Origin of the sequence: Burkholderia sp. ABCPW 11 (genome assembly GCF_001523445.1) — a bacterium.
In the GTDB taxonomy this organism is placed as follows: Bacteria; Pseudomonadota; Gammaproteobacteria; order Burkholderiales; family Burkholderiaceae; genus Burkholderia.
This window is the reverse complement of record NZ_LOVM01000059.1, coordinates 26,116-43,686: the sequence shown is the minus strand read 5'-3', so window position 1 is coordinate 43,686 and position 17,571 is coordinate 26,116. Positions and strand designations below refer to the sequence as shown.

The following is a 17,571-nucleotide window of genomic DNA, read 5'->3' as shown; positions in this document are numbered from 1 at the left end:
GACCGGCCTGAATCGATCATGCTCGGGGCCGGTGCATCGCCCGGCCCGAACGCCGCTCAATGCCCGAGCGACTCGATCTTGTCTGCCGGCTGCGCAACGCCATGCGGCCGCGCCATCTGCTTGATCAGCAGCGCGACGCACGCGAGCACGCCCGCGACGGCGATCGTCGCGAACACCCCTGCGAACGAGAAGTGCCGGCGCGTCAGTTCGGCGACGAGGAACGACCCGGCGATCCCGCCGAACCGGCCGACGCCGAGCATCCACGCGACACCCGTGCCGCGCCCTTCGGTCGGATAGAACGCGGCGGCGAGCGCCGGCATCGACGACTGCGCGGTGTTCATCAGCACGCCGGCCACGAACACGACCAGCACCAGCAGCCCGACGTTGCCGGCCGCCTGCCCGATCGCATATACGCTCACCGCCGTCAGCGCGTAGCACACGGCGATCACGCGATTCGCGTTGAAGCGGTCCATCAGCACGCCGCACAGCACGGCGCCCACCCCGCCGAGCGGGAACAGCGCCGAGATCAGCGTCGCGCTCTTCGGCGCCAGGCCCGCATCCTTCAGCAAGATCGGCATCCAGTTGATCGACGCGTAGAAGATCACGAGCCCCATGAAGTAGGCGAGCCACAGCATCACCGAGCCGACGATGTACGAGCGCGACAGCACGACGCCGAGGCCCTTGCCGCCGGTCTGCGGCGCGGCTTCGGTCAACGCGAACGAAGCGGCGTTCAGCGCGTCCCGCGAGATGCGCGCGAGCGTCGCGCGGATCTTGTCGATGCCGTGGCCGTTCGCGACCATGAAGCGCACCGATTCCGGCATCTTCAGCAGCAACAGCACGCCGAGCAGCAGCGGCGTCACGCCGCCGAGCACCAGCACGCTGCGCCAGCCGAAATGCGGAATCATCCATGCGGCGAGGAAACCGCCGAACGCGGCGCCGAGCGGGAAGCCGCAGAACATCAGGTTGATCACGGTCGCGCGGCGCTTGTCCGGGCAGAATTCGCCCATCATCGTGACCGCGTTCGGCATCGCGGCGCCGAGCCCGACGCCGGTGACGAAACGCAGGATCGTCAGGTGTCCGATCGTGTTCGAGAACGCGGACATCAGGCACGCGGCGCCGAACAGGAACACCGAGCCGAGCAGCAGCGAACGGCGGCCGAGCCGGTCGGACAGCGGGCCGGACACGAGCGCGCCGCACGCGAGGCCGAACAGCGCGGCGCTGAGCACGGGCGCGAGGTCGGGCTTGGTGAGGTTCCATTCGCCGAGCAGCGACGGCGCGATGAAGCCAATCGCGGCCGTATCGAAGCCGTCGAGCAGCACGATCACGAAACACATGAGGAACACGAGCCATTGAAAGCCGCCGAACGGCTGCTCGTTGATGAAGGTCTGGACATCGACCGCGGGTGCGCGATTCATCGCTAGTCTCCTTTTGTCGGCCGAAACGCGCGCGTCAGCGCCTTCCGGTCCCATGCAACGTTGATATATGCAAGAAGCGCGGCCTCATGGCCGCGCCTTTCCTTCGTTCACGCACCGATTCGCTGCCGGTGCGTTCTTCATCGACGACGGCCCGCCAACCTCGGCGGGCCGCCCCATCGGATCACCGCCGGCCTTTAACCGGCTGCATCTTGCTCCTTGAAGATCTTGTCCGCGAGATGGAACGCGGAATTCGCGGCCGGCACGCCGCAATAGATCGCGGTCTGCAGCAGCACTTCCTTGATCTCGTCGCGCGTCACGCCGTTGTTGCGCGCGGCGCGCAGGTGCAGCGCCAGCTCCTCGCCGCGGTTCAGCGCCACCATCATCGCGATGGTCAGCAGGCTGCGCGTATGGCGCGGCAGCCCGTCGCGGGTCCAGATCTCGCCCCATGCATAGCGTGTGATCAGGTTCTGGAATTCGTCGGTCACCTCGGTGCGGTTCTCGATCGAACGGTCGACGTGCGCGTCGCCGAGCACCGCGCGACGCACCTTCATCCCTGCTTCATAACGTTCCTGGTCATCCATCGCCGGCACCTCACGCAATCAGGAAATCGAGCAGCGCGCGGTTGAAGCCGCCGGTGCATTCGATGTTCGAAATGTGCGCGGCGTCGAATTCGACGTGCAGCGCACCGGGAATCGCGGCGGCAAGCGCGCGGCCCTGGTCGGGCGGCGTCGACATGTCCTTCGCGCCGGTCACGACGAGCACGGGCAACGCGATGCCCTTCACTTCCTCGCGCAGATCGGCCGCGTTCAGCGCGTCGCAGTTGGCCGCGTAGCCGTCCTTGTCGGTATGCACGAAGGTGTCGCGGATCGCATCGAACAGGCGCGGCTCGCGTTCGACGAATGCGTCGGTGAACCAGCGCGGCAGCACGGCGTCGGCGAGCGCGGCCATGCCTTCGGCGCGTGCCTTCTGCGCACGCGGCGCCCACACTTCCGGCGAGCCGATCTTCGCGGCGGTATTCGACAGCACCGCGCGCACGATGCGCGACGGGTAGCGTGCGGCGAGCGCGGCGCCGGTCAGGCCGCCCATCGAAATGCCGCAGAAATGCGCGCACTCGATGCCGACGTGGTCGAGCAGGCCGATCACGTCGCCCGCCAGTTGCTCGATCGTGTACGAGCCGGCCGGCGCGTCGGAGTGGCCGTGGCCGCGGGTGTCGTAGCGCAGGATGTTGAAGTGCTGGGCAAGCGGGCGGATCTGCGGCGCCCACATCTGCAGGTCGGCGCCGAGCGAATTCGAGAAGACGAGCCACGGCGCGTCGTCGCGTGCGGCACGGTCGATCCGGTAATGCAGTTTCACGCCGTTGACAGTGGCGAAAGGCATCAATGTTCTCCTGGTTGTTTCGCACCCGCATGCAGCGCGAGCACGGCATCGACATAGGCCTGCGCCTCGCCGACGTAATGTGCGGGATCGAGCAGCCGCGCGAGCGCGTCGCGCGACAGGTGGGCCGACACGGTCGCATCGGCGGCGAGCACGTCGAACAGCGTCGCCCCGGTGCGCACGGCTTCCTTCGACGCGTGCTCGACGACGTGGTGCGCATCGAGCCGGCCGATGCGGTCGCCGAGCGCGAGCATCACGGCTTCGCCGAGGATCAGCCCGTGCGTGAGATCGAGGTTCGCGGCGAGGCGCTCCGTATTCACGTCGAGGCCCGCGACGATCTGCGCGATCTGCGCAAGCGCGCCGCCCGTCAGGCGCGCGAGATCGGGCAGCGCATCCCATTCGGCCTGCCAGCCGCCGAGCGCGCGCTCGTGCTCCTGCACCATCCCCGCGAACACGGTCGCGACGAGGTTCGGCGCGCGCACCGCGGCCGTCAGCACGGCTGCGCAGCCGACCGGGTTGCGCTTGTGCGGCATCGTCGACGAACCGCCCTTGCCGGCGGCGGCCGGTTCGCCGAGCTCGCCGACTTCGGTCTGCATCTGCAGCGACACGTCGCGCGCGATCTTGCCGAGCGTACCGATCAGCATCCCGAAGCACGACGCGGCTTCCGCGATGCGGTCGCGCTGCGTATGCCACGGCACGGCCGGCAACGCGAGCTTCAGGTCGGCCGCGAGCGCGGCGCTCACGCCGGCCGCGTGTTCGCGCAGGCTCGCGAGCGTGCCGGCGGCGCCGCCGAACTGCAGCACGAGCGCACGTTCGCGCAACTCGGCAAAACGCGCGCGATGGCGCAGCAGCGCATCGAGCCATTGGGCGAACTTCAGCCCGAGCGTAATGGGCAGCGCCTGCTGCAGCCACGTGCGGCCGATCATCGGCGTCGCACGATGGGCGCGCGCGAGCGCCGCGAGCGACGCACAGGCTTCGTCGAGCATCGGTTCGAGCGCGTCGAGCGTGTCGCGCAACTGCAGCACGGTCGCGGTATCGATGATGTCCTGGCTCGTCGCGCCCCAGTGGACGAACTTCGCGGCCTCGGGGTCGTCGGCCTTCACTTGCGCGGTGAGTTGCTTGACGAGCGGAATCGCGAGATTGCCGCCGAGCGCCGCACCGTGCGCGAGCGCCTCGGCGTCGAGCCGGCCGGCGTCGCACGCGCGTTCGATCGGCGCGACCGCGGCGGCGGGAATCACCTGCTGCGCGGCGAGCGCGCGGGCGAGCGCGGCCTCGACGTCGAGCATTCGCTGGATCGTCGCGCGGGGCGACCAGATCCGGTTGAGCGGCTCGTTGCCGCAGATCAGGGAGGTCAGGCGGGCGCTGTCTTCGAGCATGGCGTCGGAATGGGGAAACGGCGTGCGCCTATTGTCTACCCAAGCGCGCCGGCGTGCGCTCGAATGCGCGCACCGGCATGCTTGCCGTTCAGGCGGCGGCCTTCTGAGTCGCGTCGATCAGCGGCACGCCGGTCAGCTTCTGCAACTCGTCGAACGACAGGTCGGTGAAGATCTCGCTCACCGCGAGGCCGTCGGCCGTCACGTCGAGCACCGCGAGATCCGTATAGATGCGGCTCACGCATTGCACGCCGGTGACCGGGTACGAGCACTGCGCGACGATCTTGCTTTCGCCCTGCTTCGTCAGGTGCTCCATCATCACGAACACCTGCTTCGCGCCGATCGCGAGGTCCATCGCGCCGCCGACGGCCGGAATCGCATCGGGCGCGCCCGTATGCCAGTTCGCGAGATCGCCGCCAGCCGACACCTGGAACGCGCCGAGCACGCAGTAGTCGAGGTGGCCGCCGCGCATCATCGCGAACGAATCCGAGTGGTGGAAATAGGCGCCGCCGGTGAGCAGCGTCACGTGCTGCTTGCCGGCGTTGATCAGCTCGTCGTCTTCCTCGCCGGGCGCGGGCGCCGGGCCCATGCCGAGCAGGCCGTTCTCGCTGTGCAGGAAGATTTCCTTGGCCGGATCGAGGTGGTTCGCCACCAGCGTCGGCACGCCGATGCCGAGATTCACGTACGCGCCTTCGGGGATGTCCTGGGCGACGCGCTTGGCCATTTCATCGCGGGTCAGTCGTTTCATGTCGGTTTTCCTCAAGGCGATCAGGCGGCTTGCGATGCAGCGTGTTCGGCGGCCAGTTCGGCCGCGTGCGCGGCCTGCGGCACCTCGACGACACGCTGGACGAAAATGCCCGGCGTCACGATGTGTTCCGGGTTCAGCGCGCCGAGCGGCACGACTTCCGACACCTGGACGATCGCGACCTTCGCGGCGCTGGCCATGATCGGCCCGAAGTTGCGCGCGGTCTTGCGGTACACGAGATTGCCCCAGCGATCGCCCTTGTACGCCTTCACGAGCGCGAAATCGGCGTGGATCGGCGTCTCGAACACATACGGCTTGCCGTCGATCACGCGCGTTTCCTTGCCTTCCGCGAGCTTGGTGCCGTAGCCCGTCGGCGTGAAGAAACCGCCGATGCCGGCGCCCGCCGCACGGATGCGCTCCGCGAGGTTGCCCTGCGGCACGAGTTCCAGCTCGATCTCGCCCGCGCGGTACAGCGCGTCGAACACCTGCGAATCGCTCTGGCGCGGGAACGAACAGATGATCTTGCGCACCTTTTTCGCCTTCAGGAGCGCCGCGAGACCCGTCTCGCCATTGCCCGCGTTGTTGTTGACGATCGTCAGGTCGCGCGCGCCCTGTTCGATCAGCGCGTCGATCAGCTCGGACGGCATGCCGGCCGTGCCGAAGCCGCCGATCATGATCGTCGCGCCATCGTGGACGTCGGCAACCGCCGACTGAAGCGATTCGAAAATCTTGTTGACCATGTCTCTTCCTGATGCGAACCCGCGGCTCGTGCGCGGCCTGTCGAGGGGACACGCGCGTGCCGCGTGCCGCGCCGGAGGCCTGTGTCGACCCCGGCTTTTGTTCGCTATTCGAACCTAGATTCGATTAGCGAACGATGGCCGATCATAGAGGCGCGCACAGCGCGTTGTCAAGGCGGGTTGCCTCGGGGGCCGTCGCGTCGTCGAACGGCAGGCCGACGTAGTTTTCGGCGAGCGATTGCGCGGCCGCCCGCGAACGCGTCACGTATTTCAGCTCGGCAAACTTCAGGCGATTGACGAACGGCGAATCGTCCGGCGACGTATGCAGCATGTTCGTCATGAAGTACGAAAAGTGCTCGGCGCGCCATACGCGTTCGAGACAGGTCGCCGAATACGCGTCGAGCGGCGTCGTGTCGCCCGTCCGGTAGCGTGCGCCGAGCGCGCGAGACAGCGCGCGAACGTCGGCCACCGCGAGGTTCATGCCCTTCGCGCCGGTCGGCGGCACGATGTGCGCGGCGTCGCCGGCGAGGAACAGGCGCCCGTGCTGCATCGTCTCCGACACGAAGCTGCGCATCGGCGTCACGCTCTTCTGCGTGATCCGGCCCTCGGTCGGCGTCCAGCCGGTGTCGTTCGAGAAGCGCGTGTGCAGTTCGTCCCAAATCCGCGCGTCGGACCACTGGGCGAGGTCTTCATCCGGCTTGCACTGCAGGTACAGACGTGTGACCGTGGGCGAGCGCATCGAGAACAGCGCGAAGCCGTTGTCGTGGTGCGCGTACACGAGCTCGTCGAGCGACGGCGCCGCGTCGGCGAGGATGCCGAGCCACGCGAACGGGTAGACGCGCTCGAACGTCTTCAGCCGCTCGGCCGGAATCGTCTGGCGCGCGATGCCGTGGAAGCCGTCGCAGCCGGCGATGTAATCGCAGTCGATGCGGTCGGCCCGGCCGTCCGCGTGCTTGAACGTGACGAACGGACGCTCGCTTTCGACGTCGTGCAGCGCGACGTCACTGACTTCGAAGTGCATTTGATGACCGTGCTCGACGCCGGCCGCGATCAGGTCGCGTACGACTTCGTGCTGGCTGTAGACGGTGATCGCGCGCCCGCCGGTCAGCCCGGACAGGTCGATGCGATGGCGCTGGCCGTCGAACAGCAGCTCGATGCCGTGATGTTCGAGCCCTTCGCGGCGCATCCGCTCGCCGAGGCCGGCTTCGTTCAGCGTGTCCACCGTGCCCTGCTCCAGCACGCCGGCGCGGATGCGGTTCTCGCAGTATTCGCGCGAACGCGCTTCGACGAGGATGGAATCGACGCCTTGCAGGCGCAGCAGATGGGAAAGCAGAAGGCCGGACGGGCCGGCGCCGATGATGGCGACCTGGGTGCGCATGTTTGTCTCCTGACGGCCGCGATCGGCGCTTGCGCGCACGCTTCGGGCCTATGCGAAATTGAACATCGGTTCGAGTAGTGAACACATTTCAGCGCTTTCCCGACTATGCGGCAACGCGATTGCCGAGATAAGTTGTATACGTTTCTGCGATACTGGTCCGACGATGGATGCGCTCGATCTGAACCTGATTCCCTATCTCGTCGCCCTCGACGACACGCGCAACGTGAGCCGCGCGGGCGACCTGCTCGGCGTGAGCCAGCCGCGCGTGAGCACGGCGCTCGGCCGGCTGCGCGAGTACTTCGGCGATCCGCTGTTCGTGCGCACGTCGCGCGGGATGGAGCCGACGCCGCGCGCGCTCGCGCTGCTGCCGGCCGCCCGCGACGCGCTCGCGCAGATCGAGCGCGGCCTCGTCGCGCCGCACGATTTCGATCCGGCCGCGAGCACGCATACGTTTTCGATCGCGCTGTCGGACGTCGGCGAGATCGTGTTCCTGCCGAAGCTGCTGCAGGCGTTCGCGACGCTTGCGCCGCGCGCGAACCTGCGTTCGGTCTCGCTCGCGCACGACGAAGTCGGCCGCGGCCTCGAAGCCGGGTCGATCGATCTCGCGGTCGGCTACTTCCCCGATCTCGACGGCAATAATTTCTTCCAGCAGCGGTTGTTCACGCACCGGTTCGTCTGCCTGATGCGGCGCGGCCATCCGTTCGAGCAGGCGCCGCCGTTCACGGTCGAGCAGTTCCTCGCGTGCGGGCATGCGGTGGTGCGCGCCGAAGGGCGCAGCCAGGAAGTGCTCGAGAAATATCTGGCGAAGCAGCGCATGCAGCGCCGCGCGGTGCTCGAAACGCCGCACTTCATGAGCCTGCCGTTCATCCTGAGCCGCACCGACCTGATCGCGACGGTGCCGCACGCGATCGGCTATGCGTATGCGGCCGAGCACGCGTTCATCGTGCCCGTCGAGCCGCCGCTCGCGCTGCCGCGCTTCGACCTGAAGCAGCACTGGCATCGCAAGTATCACAACGACCCGCGCACCGCGTGGCTGCGCGGCGTCGTCGCGTCGCTGTTCAACGACGAGCAGGACGAATGGCCGAAGTGAAGAAGCGGGCGCGGCGGCCGCACGCACGACCGGCGAAAGCATGAAACAATGGCCGGATATCGGCCGCCGCAGGCGGCCTTCGATGGAGCCACTACATGGGTAAGGGAAAGAAATCCGCGCCGCCCGAGGCGGTCGCCTCCCGGCCGAGCCGCGAAGAAGCGGAAAACGCCGTCCGCGTGCTGTTGCGCTGGGCCGGCGACGATCCCGCGCGCGAAGGCCTGCTCGACACGCCCGCACGCGTCGTGCGCGCATACGAGGAGTTCTTCGCCGGCTATGCGCTGGACCCGCGCGACATCCTCGCGCGCACGTTCAGCGAAGTCGACGGCTACGACGAAATGATCGTGCTGAAGGACATCCGCTTCGAGAGCTATTGCGAGCACCACATGGTGCCGATCATCGGCCGCGCGCACGTCGCGTATCTGCCGAACCATCGCGTCGTCGGCATCTCGAAGCTCGCGCGCCTCGTCGACGCATTCGCGAAGCGCCTGCAGATCCAGGAAAAGATGACCGTGCAGATCGCCGACACGCTGTTCGACGTGCTGCAGCCGAAGGGCGTCGGCGTGATCCTCGAAGCCGCGCATCAGTGCATCTCGACGCGCGGCGTGCACAAGCCGGGCGTCGAGATGGTCACGTCGCGCATGCTCGGCACGTTCCGCACCGATCCGTCGACGCGTCGCGAATTCCTGTCGATCGTCGCGAATCCTTCCTCGGTCAACCTCACGAATACCTGATGGAGCAGACGAAGCAAACGGCGCACGCGCCCGTCGTGCTCGTGACCGGCGCCGCGCGCCGGGCCGGGCGCGCGTTCGCCGAGTATTTCGCCGCGCACGGCTATCGCACCGCGGTGCACTACGACCGTTCGGCCGATGCCGCACAGGCCGCCGCCCGCGCGCTTGCCGAACGCGGGCACGATTCCGCGGCGCTGCAGGCCGACCTGTCCGATGCCGCGCAGATCGCCGCGCTGATCGATCGGGTCTATGCGCGCTTCGGGCGCCTCGACGTGCTGGTCAACAACGCGTCGGTGTTCTGGCAGGACCATTTCCCGAGCTTCGATCTCGCCGCGTTCGACCAGGCATGGGCCGTCAACTGCCGCGCGCCGATCCTGCTCACGCGTGCGTTCTACGAGCGGGCCCGCGCGGCCGGCACGCAGGGTGTCGTCGTGAACGTGGTCGACCAGAAGATCAAGGAAAACTTCCATCGCGACCATTTCAGTTACACGGTCGCGAAGGCCGCGCTCGGCAACCTGACGCAGATGCTCGCGCTGTCGTCCGCGCCAGTGCTGCGCGTGAATGCGGTGTTCCCGGGGCTGATGCTGCCGAGCGACGACCAGACGCAGGCCGACTTCGAACACGCGAGCCGCGCATCGACGCCGCTCGCGCGCATCGCGGGCCCCGACGACGTCGCGAGCGCGATCCTGCTGCTGACGGGCAATGCGTACAACGGCGTGGATTTCGTCGTCGACGCGGGCCAGAACCTGATCCGCGTGGACCAGGACGTGCTGTACAAGCACCGCTCGCCGGACGGCAAGCACTGACGCACGCGCGGCGCCCGCTCGAACGAGCGCGCCGCCGCCCGCCGCGTTACGGCTTCTCGGCGCTGCCGCCTTCGCGGACCTTGCCCTGCGCGACGCTCGTGCCGGGCGGCACGCTGTGCGTGAGCCACACGTTGCCGCCGATCACGGAGCCGCGCCCGATCGTCACGCGGCCGAGAATCGTCGCGCCCGCATAGATCACCACGTCGTCCTCGACGATCGGGTGCCGCGCATTGCCCTTCACCAGCGCGCCATCGCCATCGGCGGGGAAACTCTTCGCGCCGAGCGTGACGGCCTGATACACGCGCACGCGCTCGCCGATGATCGCCGTTTCGCCGATCACGACACCGGTGCCGTGGTCGATGAAGAAGCTCGGGCCGATCTGCGCGCCGGGGTGAATGTCGATGCCGGTCGCCGAGTGGGCGATTTCATTGATGAATCGCGCGAGCAACGGCACACCGAGCTGGTGCAGCGCGTGCGCGAGCCGATGGTGCATCATCGCGAGCACGCCGGGGTAGCACAGCAGAATCTCGGTGATGTGCTGCGCGGCCGGGTCGCCTGCGTACGCGGCCTGGATGTCGCTGACGAGCAGCGCGCGGATCGCCGGCAACTGCCGGCCGAACTCGCGCGCGATCTCGAACGCGCGTTCGTCGAGCTCGGCGAACGGCGTATCGACATGCTCCGGCAGGAACGGCAGCGCGCGGCGGATCTGCTCGGACAGGATCCGCAGCGTGCTTTCGAGCGTGTGGCCGACGTAGTAGTCGACGCTTTCGTCGGTCAGGTCGGGCGCGCCGTAGTGCGTCGGAAACATCGACGCGCGCAGGCCGGTCACGATCTTGCAGATCGCATCGCGCGACGGCAGCTCGCGGATGCCGCGCGGATGGCGCGTGCGATGGAGTTCCTCGCGCGACTCGCGCAAGCCGGCGACGATTTCTTCGAGGCCCCACTGACGGGCGGGTGATGTCGACATAGGCCAATGCGGGCAGCCGCGCTCGGGTGCACGGCCGCTAATAAAGTGACGGGTTCCGCAAGATTACCGCGTTTTTTGTCCGGGAGCGGCACCCCGGGGATCGGCCGGATGGCCGACGCGCATCGGCGCGACGGCGTCACATCGAGATGCTGCTCGCGTCGATCCACCGTACGGCCCAGTCGCGTGCGTGCGCGATCGCGTCGCCTTCGTCGTTGAACTGGAGCTCGATCGGAAAAAACCGGTTCGCGACGAGCTCCCCGTCGCTCGATCGGGAGATCACGACGTAGGGCTTGAACGAACCGTCACTGGCGCGTGCGGGCGCGCAATTCAACAGATAACCGCGGTGCGTGAAGGCAGTAGTCGCTTGCATGAGTCCGCCACCTCTAGTCCCTTGCTTTGTTGTTCGCTACCCGTCTTTAAGGGTGCTGCGGCGCCCCGGCGCGGGCAGAGGCGGCGAGACTTCATCCCCTGTCGCCGCTTCGCAGGAAAAGAATCATACTCTGTAGAAAACGCGTCTTCTAGCTGAAATAAATCATGACAAATCAGTGCGCGTCGCGCGACCGCGGCGATCGCCCGCGCGCCTTTTCCCGTCGTGCCCGGAACGGGATTTGCTTTGATCCGGAGCGTGTCGCCGCCAGGAGAGCCGCGATGGAATCATCCGCTCGAACAGCGCGTGCGCATCCGCGCAGCATCGAACTCGACAACGACGACACGCACGACAGCACGGTCGACACCGACGGCAAGAACCGCGAAGCATCGCGCCTCGCCGGAGCCGGGCCGATCTCGCCCGACCAGGTCACGCGCAGCAACGCGTCGCTCGTCAATGCGATGCCGGAAGCCGGCGACGGCTTCGCCGGTTTCGACAGTCGCCCCGACGGCAATCATCCGGCGTTCGCCTTGCGCGCCGGCTACAGGGTGATCGAGAAAGGCTTCGACGCGCCGCCCGCGGGCGACGCGCCGTTCGGTCCCGTTCACCGGATGCACGGCAGCGCGTACTGGCCCGGCCACGGCCGCCGGCCGGAGCGCGTCATCGAGTTGACGGCCGTACCGGAATAGCCGGCGCGGCGTTTGAAGCGACCGTTCGTTTCGGAACCGCCATCGATCGATGACGGTGAATCGGCGCGTGCGATTCGACCGCGCGCCGATACGCGCTCGTACGGCGCCGGCGCGAACGATGCCGCGCATGGACATCGGCATTCGGCGTCATGCATGTCGCGCATCGCATCGACGCACACGCATTGACCGAAGTCATGGCTCGCCCCGGCGCGATTGCGATTGAATGGCGATGCGTGCGACGCATCGGCACGGTTGCCGTGCCGGGTCGATGCGTGCGCATGCGTTTTCGCCGGCGATGCGGCTAGACATACGACACGCGTCGCGCGGTGCAGCATGCATCGCACGCATGGCCATGCGCGACAGCAACAGGAACGGCGAGGCCGCACGGCACGGCGGGCATCTCGCTGCACGTTCGTGCGCGTTGGTTTACTCTGCCTCGCAGCATTGCGCATTGCCCGGCCCGATCGGCCATCCGGCCGACTTCGTTTCAACCCGCCACTCGGAGACACTATGTACAAGCGTATTCTGGTTGCCGTCGACGGCAGCGACACGTCCCGCCATGCGTTCGATGCCGCGCTGGCGCTCGCGAAAGCGCACGGCGCGGATCTGCAGCCGTTCTACGTCGTCGAGAACGCCGCGATCTACTACAACGTGCCTGGCTACGATCCGTCGGTGCTGCGCGATCAGCTCGTCGCGCAAGGCAACGCGCTCGCGCAGGATTTCGCGAAGCTGATGCAGGCCGCCGGCGTGAAAGGCGAAACGCGGCTGAACGAAGCGACGTCGCTCAACGACGTATCGTCGCTGATCCTCGACGGCGCGAAAGCGTTCGGTGCCGATCTGCTCGTGCTCGGCACGCACGGCCGCCGCGGCTTCCGCCGCCTCGTGCTCGGCAGCATCGCCGAACAATGCGTGCGCCACGCGACGCTGCCCGTATTGCTGATTCCGGCGGCCGCCAACGCGGACGAGCCGGCCGCCTGAGCGGCGTTCGGCGGGCGTGGCCGGTCGCGACGTTTTGTCACCCGACAGCGGCAACTTGCGGTGGGACAATGATTTCGTCGATTCAACGCCGGAGTAAACGATCATGCTGACGCCCGTCGCCACCCGCCCCGCCGCCACGCCCCATGCCGGTAGCTGGGCTCCCCGCCAGGCCCCGCACTGCTCGTCGTGCGCGATGCGGCACCTGTGCATGCCGCAGGGCCTGGCGCCCGAAGCGCTCAGCCGCCTCGAGTCGGTCATCTGCGCGGCACGCCCGGTCAAGCGCGGCGAAGCGCTGTTTCGCGAAGGCGACGCATTCGACAACCTGTACGCGGTGCGCTCGGGGTCGCTGAAAACCGTCGCGACGCGTCACGACGGCCGCGAACAGGTCACGGGCCTGCACCTCGCCGGCGAAGCGCTCGGCCTCGACGGCATCTGCGACGACACGCATCCGCGCACCGCGGTCGCGCTGGAGGACAGCTCGGTCTGCGTGATTCCGTACAGCGCGCTCAAGGCGCTGTGCTCGGAAGCCGGCTCGATGCAGTTGCGCATGCACAAGCTGATGAGCGAACAGATCGTGCGCGAAACGTCGCAGACGATGCTGCTCGGTTCGCTGAACGCCGAAGAGCGCGTCGCCGCTTTCCTGCTCGACGTTTCGTCGCGCTACCTGAAGCGCGGCTACTCGCCGTCGGAATTCAACCTGCGGATGACGCGTGAAGACATCGGCAGCTATCTCGGCATGACGCTCGAAACGGTCAGCCGCACGCTGTCGAAATTCCAGAAGCGCGGCCTGATCGAAATGCAGGGCCGCCACGTGCAGATCGTCGACTTCGACGGCCTGAAGCACCTCTGACACCGCACGGCGCGCGCCTCGCGCGCCGCCCGCATCGCGTCGTCGGTCAATCGAGAAACAGCGCGGCACGCGCCTTCAGCGCCGCGCTGAAATCGTCGAGCCAGCCGATCGACAGACGCCAGCTCTGCCAGTACAGATCGATGTCGATGGTTCGCCCGCGCGACATGTCGATCAACTCACCCGCCGCCAGCTGGCGATCGACCATCCGGTCCGGGCACATCCCCCATCCCAATCCCGTTTCGCATGCGCGCAAATAACCCGCGACGTGCGGTATCCAGTGCTGCGGCGGATCGAGATCCGCACGCGTCACGCGCCGGATGAAGCGCGCCTGCAACCCGTCCTTCGGATTGAACATCACGCACGGCGCGCGGCGCAGCGCATCGCGCGTGATCCCCGCGTCGAAATAACGCGCGTAAAACGCCGGCGCGCACACCGCGCGATAGCGGATTCGCCCGAGCCGCTCCGACCGGCATCCCTGGATCGGCTCCGCCTGCGCGGTCACGGCCCCCTGCACGCTGCCGTCGCGGATGCGCGAGGCCGTGTAATCCTGATCGTCGATCACGAGGTCGAGCAGCGTCTCGCGTTCCGTGCAGAACGGCCCGACCGCGTCGATGAACCACGTCGCGACGCTGTCGTCGTTGACGGCCACGCGCAACGTCGGCCACGCGCTCGCGATCTGGCCCGGTAGCGCCGGCATCCGGCCGCTCAGTTCGGCTTCCAGCAACTGCACGCGCTCGGTATGCCGGCACAGCAGCGCACCCGACGTGGTCGCGACGCACGGCTGCCCGCGCTTGACCAGCACGCTGCCGACCCGCTCCTCCAGCAGCTTCACGCGCTGCGACACCGCCGACGGCGTGACATTCAGCTCCTTGGCCGCCCGCTCGAACGAGCCGTGGCGGATCACGGCCGCGAGCGCGTCGAGCAACGCGTAGTCGAGCATTAGATTTCCTTAATCTGCATTAGGTGAATTAGCTTCTCTTATTTCCGTGCTGCTCGCAGACTAGCGCTACCCGATTCATTCGTCTACTGCTTCCACGGCTGTCCACTCATCATGAACTGGCTCGCTTTTTCCCACGGCGCCGCACTGTGCGCGTCGCTCATCGTCACCATCGGCGCGCAGAATGCGTTCGTGCTGCGCCAGGGCATCATGCGCTCGCACGTCGGCAAGATCGTGCTGCTGTGCGCGCTGTCCGACATGATCCTGATCGGCGCGGGCGTCGGCGGCGCATCGGTGCTCGTCGAACGCTATCCGACCTTCATCCATGCGGTGCTGTACGTCGGCCTCGCGTATCTCGCATGGTTCGGCATCAACGCGCTGCGCCGGGCGTTCAAGCCGGGCCACGACACGCTCGACGTGCGCGGCGACGCGGTCGCACCGCCGCCGCAGAGCGCGCTCGCGATCGTGCTGATGACGCTCGCGTTCACGTGGCTCAACCCGCACGTATATCTCGACACGTTCCTGCTGATCGGCACGGCCGGCGCGCGCGAGCCGGAAGGCGGGCGGCTCGCGTTCGCGATCGGCGCGATGACGGCCAGCGTCGTGTGGTTCGTCGGGCTCGGCTATGGCGCGCGATTGCTGGCGCCGTGGTTCCGCAAGGCGGTCGCGTGGCGCGTGCTGGATGGCGCGATCGGCAGCATGGTGCTGTTTCTCGCGGCCGTGCAGTTGCGGTAGGGAGGGGGCGTCGCGGTATCCTGCGGATCGAATCCTCGACCGGCGTGATATCGGTGATGCGTCGAATGAGGGCGGTTACGCTCCTGTTCCTGTCGGGCGTCCAGCGTCAATTCCACTGGGCCGGCTTCTTGCGCCCATAGAACGGATTGGGAATTTCCTTCAGGCAGGCGCGATCGGTCAGCTTGCGCTGCGTGTCGCGCTTCGAAAGGGTCACCTTCGGGTCCGGGCCGTCGACTCCGAAATCCATGTCGCCTTCCACCCGGCCGTCGGGGAAGAAGTGCAGCACAATGCCGCCGCTCTTGCCCTTGACGGGCGCGCGCATGATCGTGATCTCGCCTTCACACCATGCCATCCCGGGTCGGGTTTCGCGATGCGTGTATTCGTCGTAATCGGGGGACGAGGCTTCCAATGCGCGCTTGTCGACCACACGCTCCCACCACACCTTGAACTTGCGAGGCGTGGTCCATCGAAAATCCCATGCGACGCTCGGCCTTTGCCCACCGCCGCCTGTCCAGTGTGTCGCGCTCCGCGGCGTGGCACTTGCCCCATCGGCGCTTGCCGCATCGTCGAGACTGTTCTTGTCCGGCGGCAGCAGATAGACGCCGTAGATGTCGTAATCCGTATAGTTGAAAGATCCGGCGGTGATGATGTCGTAGTTCGGGTCGTTCCATTTATTCACTTCGCCGGGCGCAAGACTGTCCTTTTCGGCATCGTTCACGCTCTTGCTACACGCAGCCACGGAAAAAACCATCACGAACAGCAAGGTAATCCGGCAGCGGTTCATATTGAATTTCTTTTTCTTCCAGTCGATTTCATTCGAGTCGCGTTGCGAAGGCGCCATCACGCGGCCGCTTCCCGCATCCGCCGCCAATCCTCCGCCGGCACCCGCGCCAGCGTCTCCGGAAATGCCTCCCCCTGCGCAGCCGCGTCGAACACGGCCGCCATCGCCGGATCCTCGTCGAAGCGCACGCCGTACCGTGGTTCGCAATAGATCAGCAGCGACGCCGCTTTCGGTGCCGTGCGCCCGGCAGTGTGCCAGTTGATCGCGCACGAAGCCGTCATGCTGCGTGGCCGGCAACGACGCGAGCATCGCGGGCTTGTCGGCACGCAGCCGCTCGAGCAACGTGTACGGATAGCAGGCGGCGAGCAGATCGTCCTCTTGCGCGCTGCGTCATTTCCCGAATCCTTCACGAAAATCGGCAATAAATACAATAACTTGAGTGAGCCCGGACCGGCGCTCGAACGGCTCTCGCCGCCATGATCACGTCGCGTCGTCCGTCATACCGGCACGCGAGCGCAAAACCTGCAGGTTGGAGCGACGCCGGCGGAACCTCGCCACGCACTTCGCCGTCTCAACGCGACCGGCTTCACGTCGCGCAGTCCCACCCCGTCACCCGCAGATATCGGAGCAGAACATGGCACATCGCACCCTAGGCACCTCCAGCATCCAGGTTTCGCCGCTCGCGTTCGGCGGCAACGTCTTCGGCTGGACCGTCGACGAAAACGCATCGTTCGCGTTGCTCGACGCGCTCGCCGACACCGGCATCAATTTCATCGACACGGCCGACGTCTATTCGGCCTGGGTTCCCGGCAACCACGGCGGCGAATCGGAAACGATCATCGGCAAGTGGCTGAAGCGCTCGGGCAAGCGCGAGCAGGTCGTGATCGCGACCAAGGTCGGCCTGCTCGACGCGCGCGCGGGGCTGTCGAAAGACAACATCCTGAAGGCCGTCGACGATTCGCTGCGCCGGCTGCAGACCGACTACATCGACCTGTATTTCTCGCACCGCGATCTCGCCGACACGGCTCCGCTCGAAGAAACGCTCGGCGCATATCAGACGCTGATCGACGCGGGCAAGGTGCGCATCATCGGCGCGTCGAACTACAGCGGCGCACGCCTGCGCGAGGCCGCCGCGATCAGCGTGCGCGACGGGCTGCCCGCCTACCAGGTCATCCAGCCCGAATACAACCTGCTCGATCGCGCCGACTACGAACGCGATCTCGAGCCGGTCGTGCGCGACCTGAAGCTCGGCGTCGTCAACTACTACGCGCTCGCGAGCGGGTTCCTGTCGGGCAAGTACCGCAGCGAGGCCGACCTGAAGAAGAGCGTGCGCGGCGATCGCGTCGCCGGCTATCTGAACGAACGCGGCCTGCGCATCCTCGCCGCGCTCGACGCCGTGTCTGAGAAGCACGGCACGCAGCCGGCCGCGATCGCGCTCGCGTGGCAGATCGCACGGCCGACGATCACCGCGCCGATCGCGAGCGCGACGTCGCTCGCGCAGCTCGCCCTGCTCGGCGAAGCGATCCGCGTCACGCTCGATCAGGACGACATCCGCCGGATCGACGAAGCCAGCGCGCCCTGAAGTCCGTGGCGACGGCAGGCAGGCTGCCGTCGTCTTCGT

19 protein-coding genes are annotated in these 17,571 nt (G+C 67.1%); 8 read left to right on the top strand and 11 right to left on the bottom strand.

Going from position 1 to position 17,571, the window contains the following annotated elements; translation table 11 throughout:
- Positions 1–56: 56 nt before the first annotated feature.
- The 7 genes from WS61_RS22455 to pobA all read right to left on the bottom strand — a co-directional run bounded on the left by WS61_RS22455 (position 57) and on the right by pobA (position 7,022).
- Positions 57–1,415 carry an MFS transporter gene (locus WS61_RS22455; protein ID WP_059503565.1) on the bottom strand — a complete coding sequence of 453 codons (1,359 nt, stop codon included), beginning with the start codon at positions 1,413–1,415 and terminating at the stop codon, positions 57–59.
- A gap of 194 nt (positions 1,416–1,609) precedes the next feature.
- The gene (gene pcaC / locus WS61_RS22450; RefSeq protein ID WP_006480129.1) at positions 1,610–1,996 is read right to left on the bottom strand and encodes a 4-carboxymuconolactone decarboxylase; all 387 of its coding nucleotides are present in this window, start codon (positions 1,994–1,996) and stop codon (positions 1,610–1,612) included.
- A gap of 10 nt (positions 1,997–2,006) precedes the next feature.
- Entirely contained in the window at positions 2,007–2,792 is a 786-nt protein-coding gene (gene pcaD, locus WS61_RS22445) for a 3-oxoadipate enol-lactonase (protein WP_059503563.1), read from the bottom strand.
- On the bottom strand, positions 2,792–4,165 hold the full coding sequence (locus WS61_RS22440; RefSeq protein WP_059503561.1) for a 3-carboxy-cis,cis-muconate cycloisomerase: 1,374 nt from the start codon (positions 4,163–4,165) through the stop codon (positions 2,792–2,794). The genes pcaD and WS61_RS22440 overlap by 1 nt, the downstream gene beginning before the upstream one ends.
- An 88-nt stretch (positions 4,166–4,253) precedes the next feature.
- The gene (locus tag WS61_RS22435) at positions 4,254–4,910 is read right to left on the bottom strand and encodes a CoA transferase subunit B (RefSeq protein ID WP_059503560.1); all 657 of its coding nucleotides are present in this window, start codon (positions 4,908–4,910) and stop codon (positions 4,254–4,256) included.
- Positions 4,911–4,930: 20 nt separating this feature from the next.
- A complete protein-coding gene (locus WS61_RS22430; RefSeq protein ID WP_034205770.1) occupies positions 4,931–5,647 on the bottom strand; it encodes a 3-oxoacid CoA-transferase subunit A in 717 nt (238 codons plus the stop codon).
- A gap of 142 nt (positions 5,648–5,789) precedes the next feature.
- Positions 5,790–7,022 (bottom strand): 4-hydroxybenzoate 3-monooxygenase, encoded by a 1,233-nt coding sequence (pobA, locus tag WS61_RS22425; RefSeq protein ID WP_059503558.1) that lies wholly within the window; start codon positions 7,020–7,022, stop codon positions 5,790–5,792.
- Between the two features lie 163 nt (positions 7,023–7,185).
- Between pobA and WS61_RS22420 the strand changes: the two genes are divergently transcribed.
- From WS61_RS22420 to WS61_RS22410, 3 genes are all read left to right on the top strand, one after another.
- On the top strand, positions 7,186–8,112 hold the full coding sequence (locus WS61_RS22420) for a LysR family transcriptional regulator (RefSeq protein ID WP_034205772.1): 927 nt from the start codon (positions 7,186–7,188) through the stop codon (positions 8,110–8,112).
- 95 nt (positions 8,113–8,207) lie between these two features.
- Positions 8,208–8,843, top strand: coding sequence for a GTP cyclohydrolase I FolE (gene folE, locus WS61_RS22415; RefSeq protein WP_059503556.1), 636 nt, complete (start codon positions 8,208–8,210; stop codon positions 8,841–8,843).
- Positions 8,843–9,646, top strand: a complete 804-nt coding sequence (locus WS61_RS22410) for an SDR family oxidoreductase (RefSeq protein ID WP_034205774.1) — start codon at positions 8,843–8,845, stop codon at positions 9,644–9,646. Before folE ends, WS61_RS22410 begins: the two co-directional genes overlap by 1 nt.
- Before the next feature lie 46 nt (positions 9,647–9,692).
- On the opposite strand, the gene epsC is transcribed toward WS61_RS22410, so the two are convergent.
- Positions 9,693–10,613 (bottom strand): serine O-acetyltransferase EpsC, encoded by a 921-nt coding sequence (epsC, locus tag WS61_RS22405; protein ID WP_006482285.1) that lies wholly within the window; start codon positions 10,611–10,613, stop codon positions 9,693–9,695.
- Positions 10,614–10,749: 136 nt separating this feature from the next.
- The gene (locus WS61_RS22400; protein WP_006480138.1) at positions 10,750–10,983 is read right to left on the bottom strand and encodes a hypothetical protein; all 234 of its coding nucleotides are present in this window, start codon (positions 10,981–10,983) and stop codon (positions 10,750–10,752) included.
- Between the two features lie 278 nt (positions 10,984–11,261).
- Here WS61_RS22400 and WS61_RS22395 point away from each other — a divergent pair, with 278 nt between their 5' ends.
- The 3 genes from WS61_RS22395 (at position 11,262) to fnr (ending at position 13,497) form a co-directional block, all read left to right on the top strand.
- Positions 11,262–11,669, top strand: a complete 408-nt coding sequence (locus WS61_RS22395) for a DUF3005 domain-containing protein (RefSeq protein WP_059503554.1) — start codon at positions 11,262–11,264, stop codon at positions 11,667–11,669.
- 510 nt (positions 11,670–12,179) lie between these two features.
- Positions 12,180–12,647, top strand: coding sequence for a universal stress protein (locus WS61_RS22390; RefSeq protein ID WP_059503552.1), 468 nt, complete (start codon positions 12,180–12,182; stop codon positions 12,645–12,647).
- Positions 12,648–12,750: 103 nt separating this feature from the next.
- Entirely contained in the window at positions 12,751–13,497 is a 747-nt protein-coding gene (gene fnr / locus WS61_RS22385; RefSeq protein ID WP_059503550.1) for a fumarate/nitrate reduction transcriptional regulator Fnr, read from the top strand.
- Between the two features lie 46 nt (positions 13,498–13,543).
- On the opposite strand, the gene WS61_RS22380 is transcribed toward fnr, so the two are convergent.
- Entirely contained in the window at positions 13,544–14,437 is an 894-nt protein-coding gene (locus WS61_RS22380; RefSeq protein ID WP_059503548.1) for a LysR family transcriptional regulator ArgP, read from the bottom strand.
- A 111-nt stretch (positions 14,438–14,548) separates the two neighbouring features.
- Between WS61_RS22380 and WS61_RS22375 the strand changes: the two genes are divergently transcribed.
- Entirely contained in the window at positions 14,549–15,169 is a 621-nt protein-coding gene (locus tag WS61_RS22375; RefSeq protein WP_059503546.1) for a LysE/ArgO family amino acid transporter, read from the top strand.
- A 106-nt stretch (positions 15,170–15,275) separates the two neighbouring features.
- Here the strand turns inward: WS61_RS22375 and WS61_RS22370 are convergent, their stop codons facing one another.
- Positions 15,276–16,259, bottom strand: a complete 984-nt coding sequence (locus WS61_RS22370; RefSeq protein ID WP_257127329.1) for a DUF3304 domain-containing protein — start codon at positions 16,257–16,259, stop codon at positions 15,276–15,278.
- A gap of 325 nt (positions 16,260–16,584) precedes the next feature.
- Here WS61_RS22370 and WS61_RS22360 point away from each other — a divergent pair, with 325 nt between their 5' ends.
- Complete coding sequence (locus tag WS61_RS22360) at positions 16,585–17,532, top strand: aldo/keto reductase (protein ID WP_059503544.1); 948 nt, start codon at positions 16,585–16,587, stop codon at positions 17,530–17,532.
- Positions 17,533–17,571 lie beyond the last annotated feature (39 nt).

Excerpts from the sequence above, each read along its gene's own strand:
- folE (WP_059503556.1), top strand. The coding sequence starts at position 8,208 with ATGGGTAAGGGAAAGAAATCCGCGCCGCCCGAGGCGGTCGCCTCCCGG.
- WS61_RS22390 (WP_059503552.1), top strand. The coding sequence starts at position 12,180 with ATGTACAAGCGTATTCTGGTTGCCGTCGACGGCAGCGACACGTCCCGC.
- WS61_RS22420 (WP_034205772.1), top strand. The coding sequence starts at position 7,186 with ATGGATGCGCTCGATCTGAACCTGATTCCCTATCTCGTCGCCCTCGAC.
- WS61_RS22395 (WP_059503554.1), top strand. The coding sequence starts at position 11,262 with ATGGAATCATCCGCTCGAACAGCGCGTGCGCATCCGCGCAGCATCGAA.
- WS61_RS22410 (WP_034205774.1), top strand. The coding sequence starts at position 8,843 with ATGGAGCAGACGAAGCAAACGGCGCACGCGCCCGTCGTGCTCGTGACC.
- pcaD (WP_059503563.1), bottom strand. The coding sequence starts at position 2,792 with ATGCCTTTCGCCACTGTCAACGGCGTGAAACTGCATTACCGGATCGAC.
- fnr (WP_059503550.1), top strand. The coding sequence starts at position 12,751 with ATGCTGACGCCCGTCGCCACCCGCCCCGCCGCCACGCCCCATGCCGGT.
- epsC (WP_006482285.1), bottom strand. The coding sequence starts at position 10,613 with ATGTCGACATCACCCGCCCGTCAGTGGGGCCTCGAAGAAATCGTCGCC.
- WS61_RS22435 (WP_059503560.1), bottom strand. The coding sequence starts at position 4,910 with ATGAAACGACTGACCCGCGATGAAATGGCCAAGCGCGTCGCCCAGGAC.
- WS61_RS22440 (WP_059503561.1), bottom strand. The coding sequence starts at position 4,165 with ATGCTCGAAGACAGCGCCCGCCTGACCTCCCTGATCTGCGGCAACGAG.
- WS61_RS22375 (WP_059503546.1), top strand. The coding sequence starts at position 14,549 with ATGAACTGGCTCGCTTTTTCCCACGGCGCCGCACTGTGCGCGTCGCTC.
- WS61_RS22455 (WP_059503565.1), bottom strand. The coding sequence starts at position 1,415 with ATGAATCGCGCACCCGCGGTCGATGTCCAGACCTTCATCAACGAGCAG.
- WS61_RS22360 (WP_059503544.1), top strand. The coding sequence starts at position 16,585 with ATGGCACATCGCACCCTAGGCACCTCCAGCATCCAGGTTTCGCCGCTC.
- WS61_RS22400 (WP_006480138.1), bottom strand. The coding sequence starts at position 10,983 with ATGCAAGCGACTACTGCCTTCACGCACCGCGGTTATCTGTTGAATTGC.
- pobA (WP_059503558.1), bottom strand. The coding sequence starts at position 7,022 with ATGCGCACCCAGGTCGCCATCATCGGCGCCGGCCCGTCCGGCCTTCTG.
- WS61_RS22430 (WP_034205770.1), bottom strand. The coding sequence starts at position 5,647 with ATGGTCAACAAGATTTTCGAATCGCTTCAGTCGGCGGTTGCCGACGTC.
- WS61_RS22380 (WP_059503548.1), bottom strand. The coding sequence starts at position 14,437 with ATGCTCGACTACGCGTTGCTCGACGCGCTCGCGGCCGTGATCCGCCAC.
- WS61_RS22370 (WP_257127329.1), bottom strand. The coding sequence starts at position 16,259 with ATGCTCGCGTCGTTGCCGGCCACGCAGCATGACGGCTTCGTGCGCGAT.
- pcaC (WP_006480129.1), bottom strand. The coding sequence starts at position 1,996 with ATGGATGACCAGGAACGTTATGAAGCAGGGATGAAGGTGCGTCGCGCG.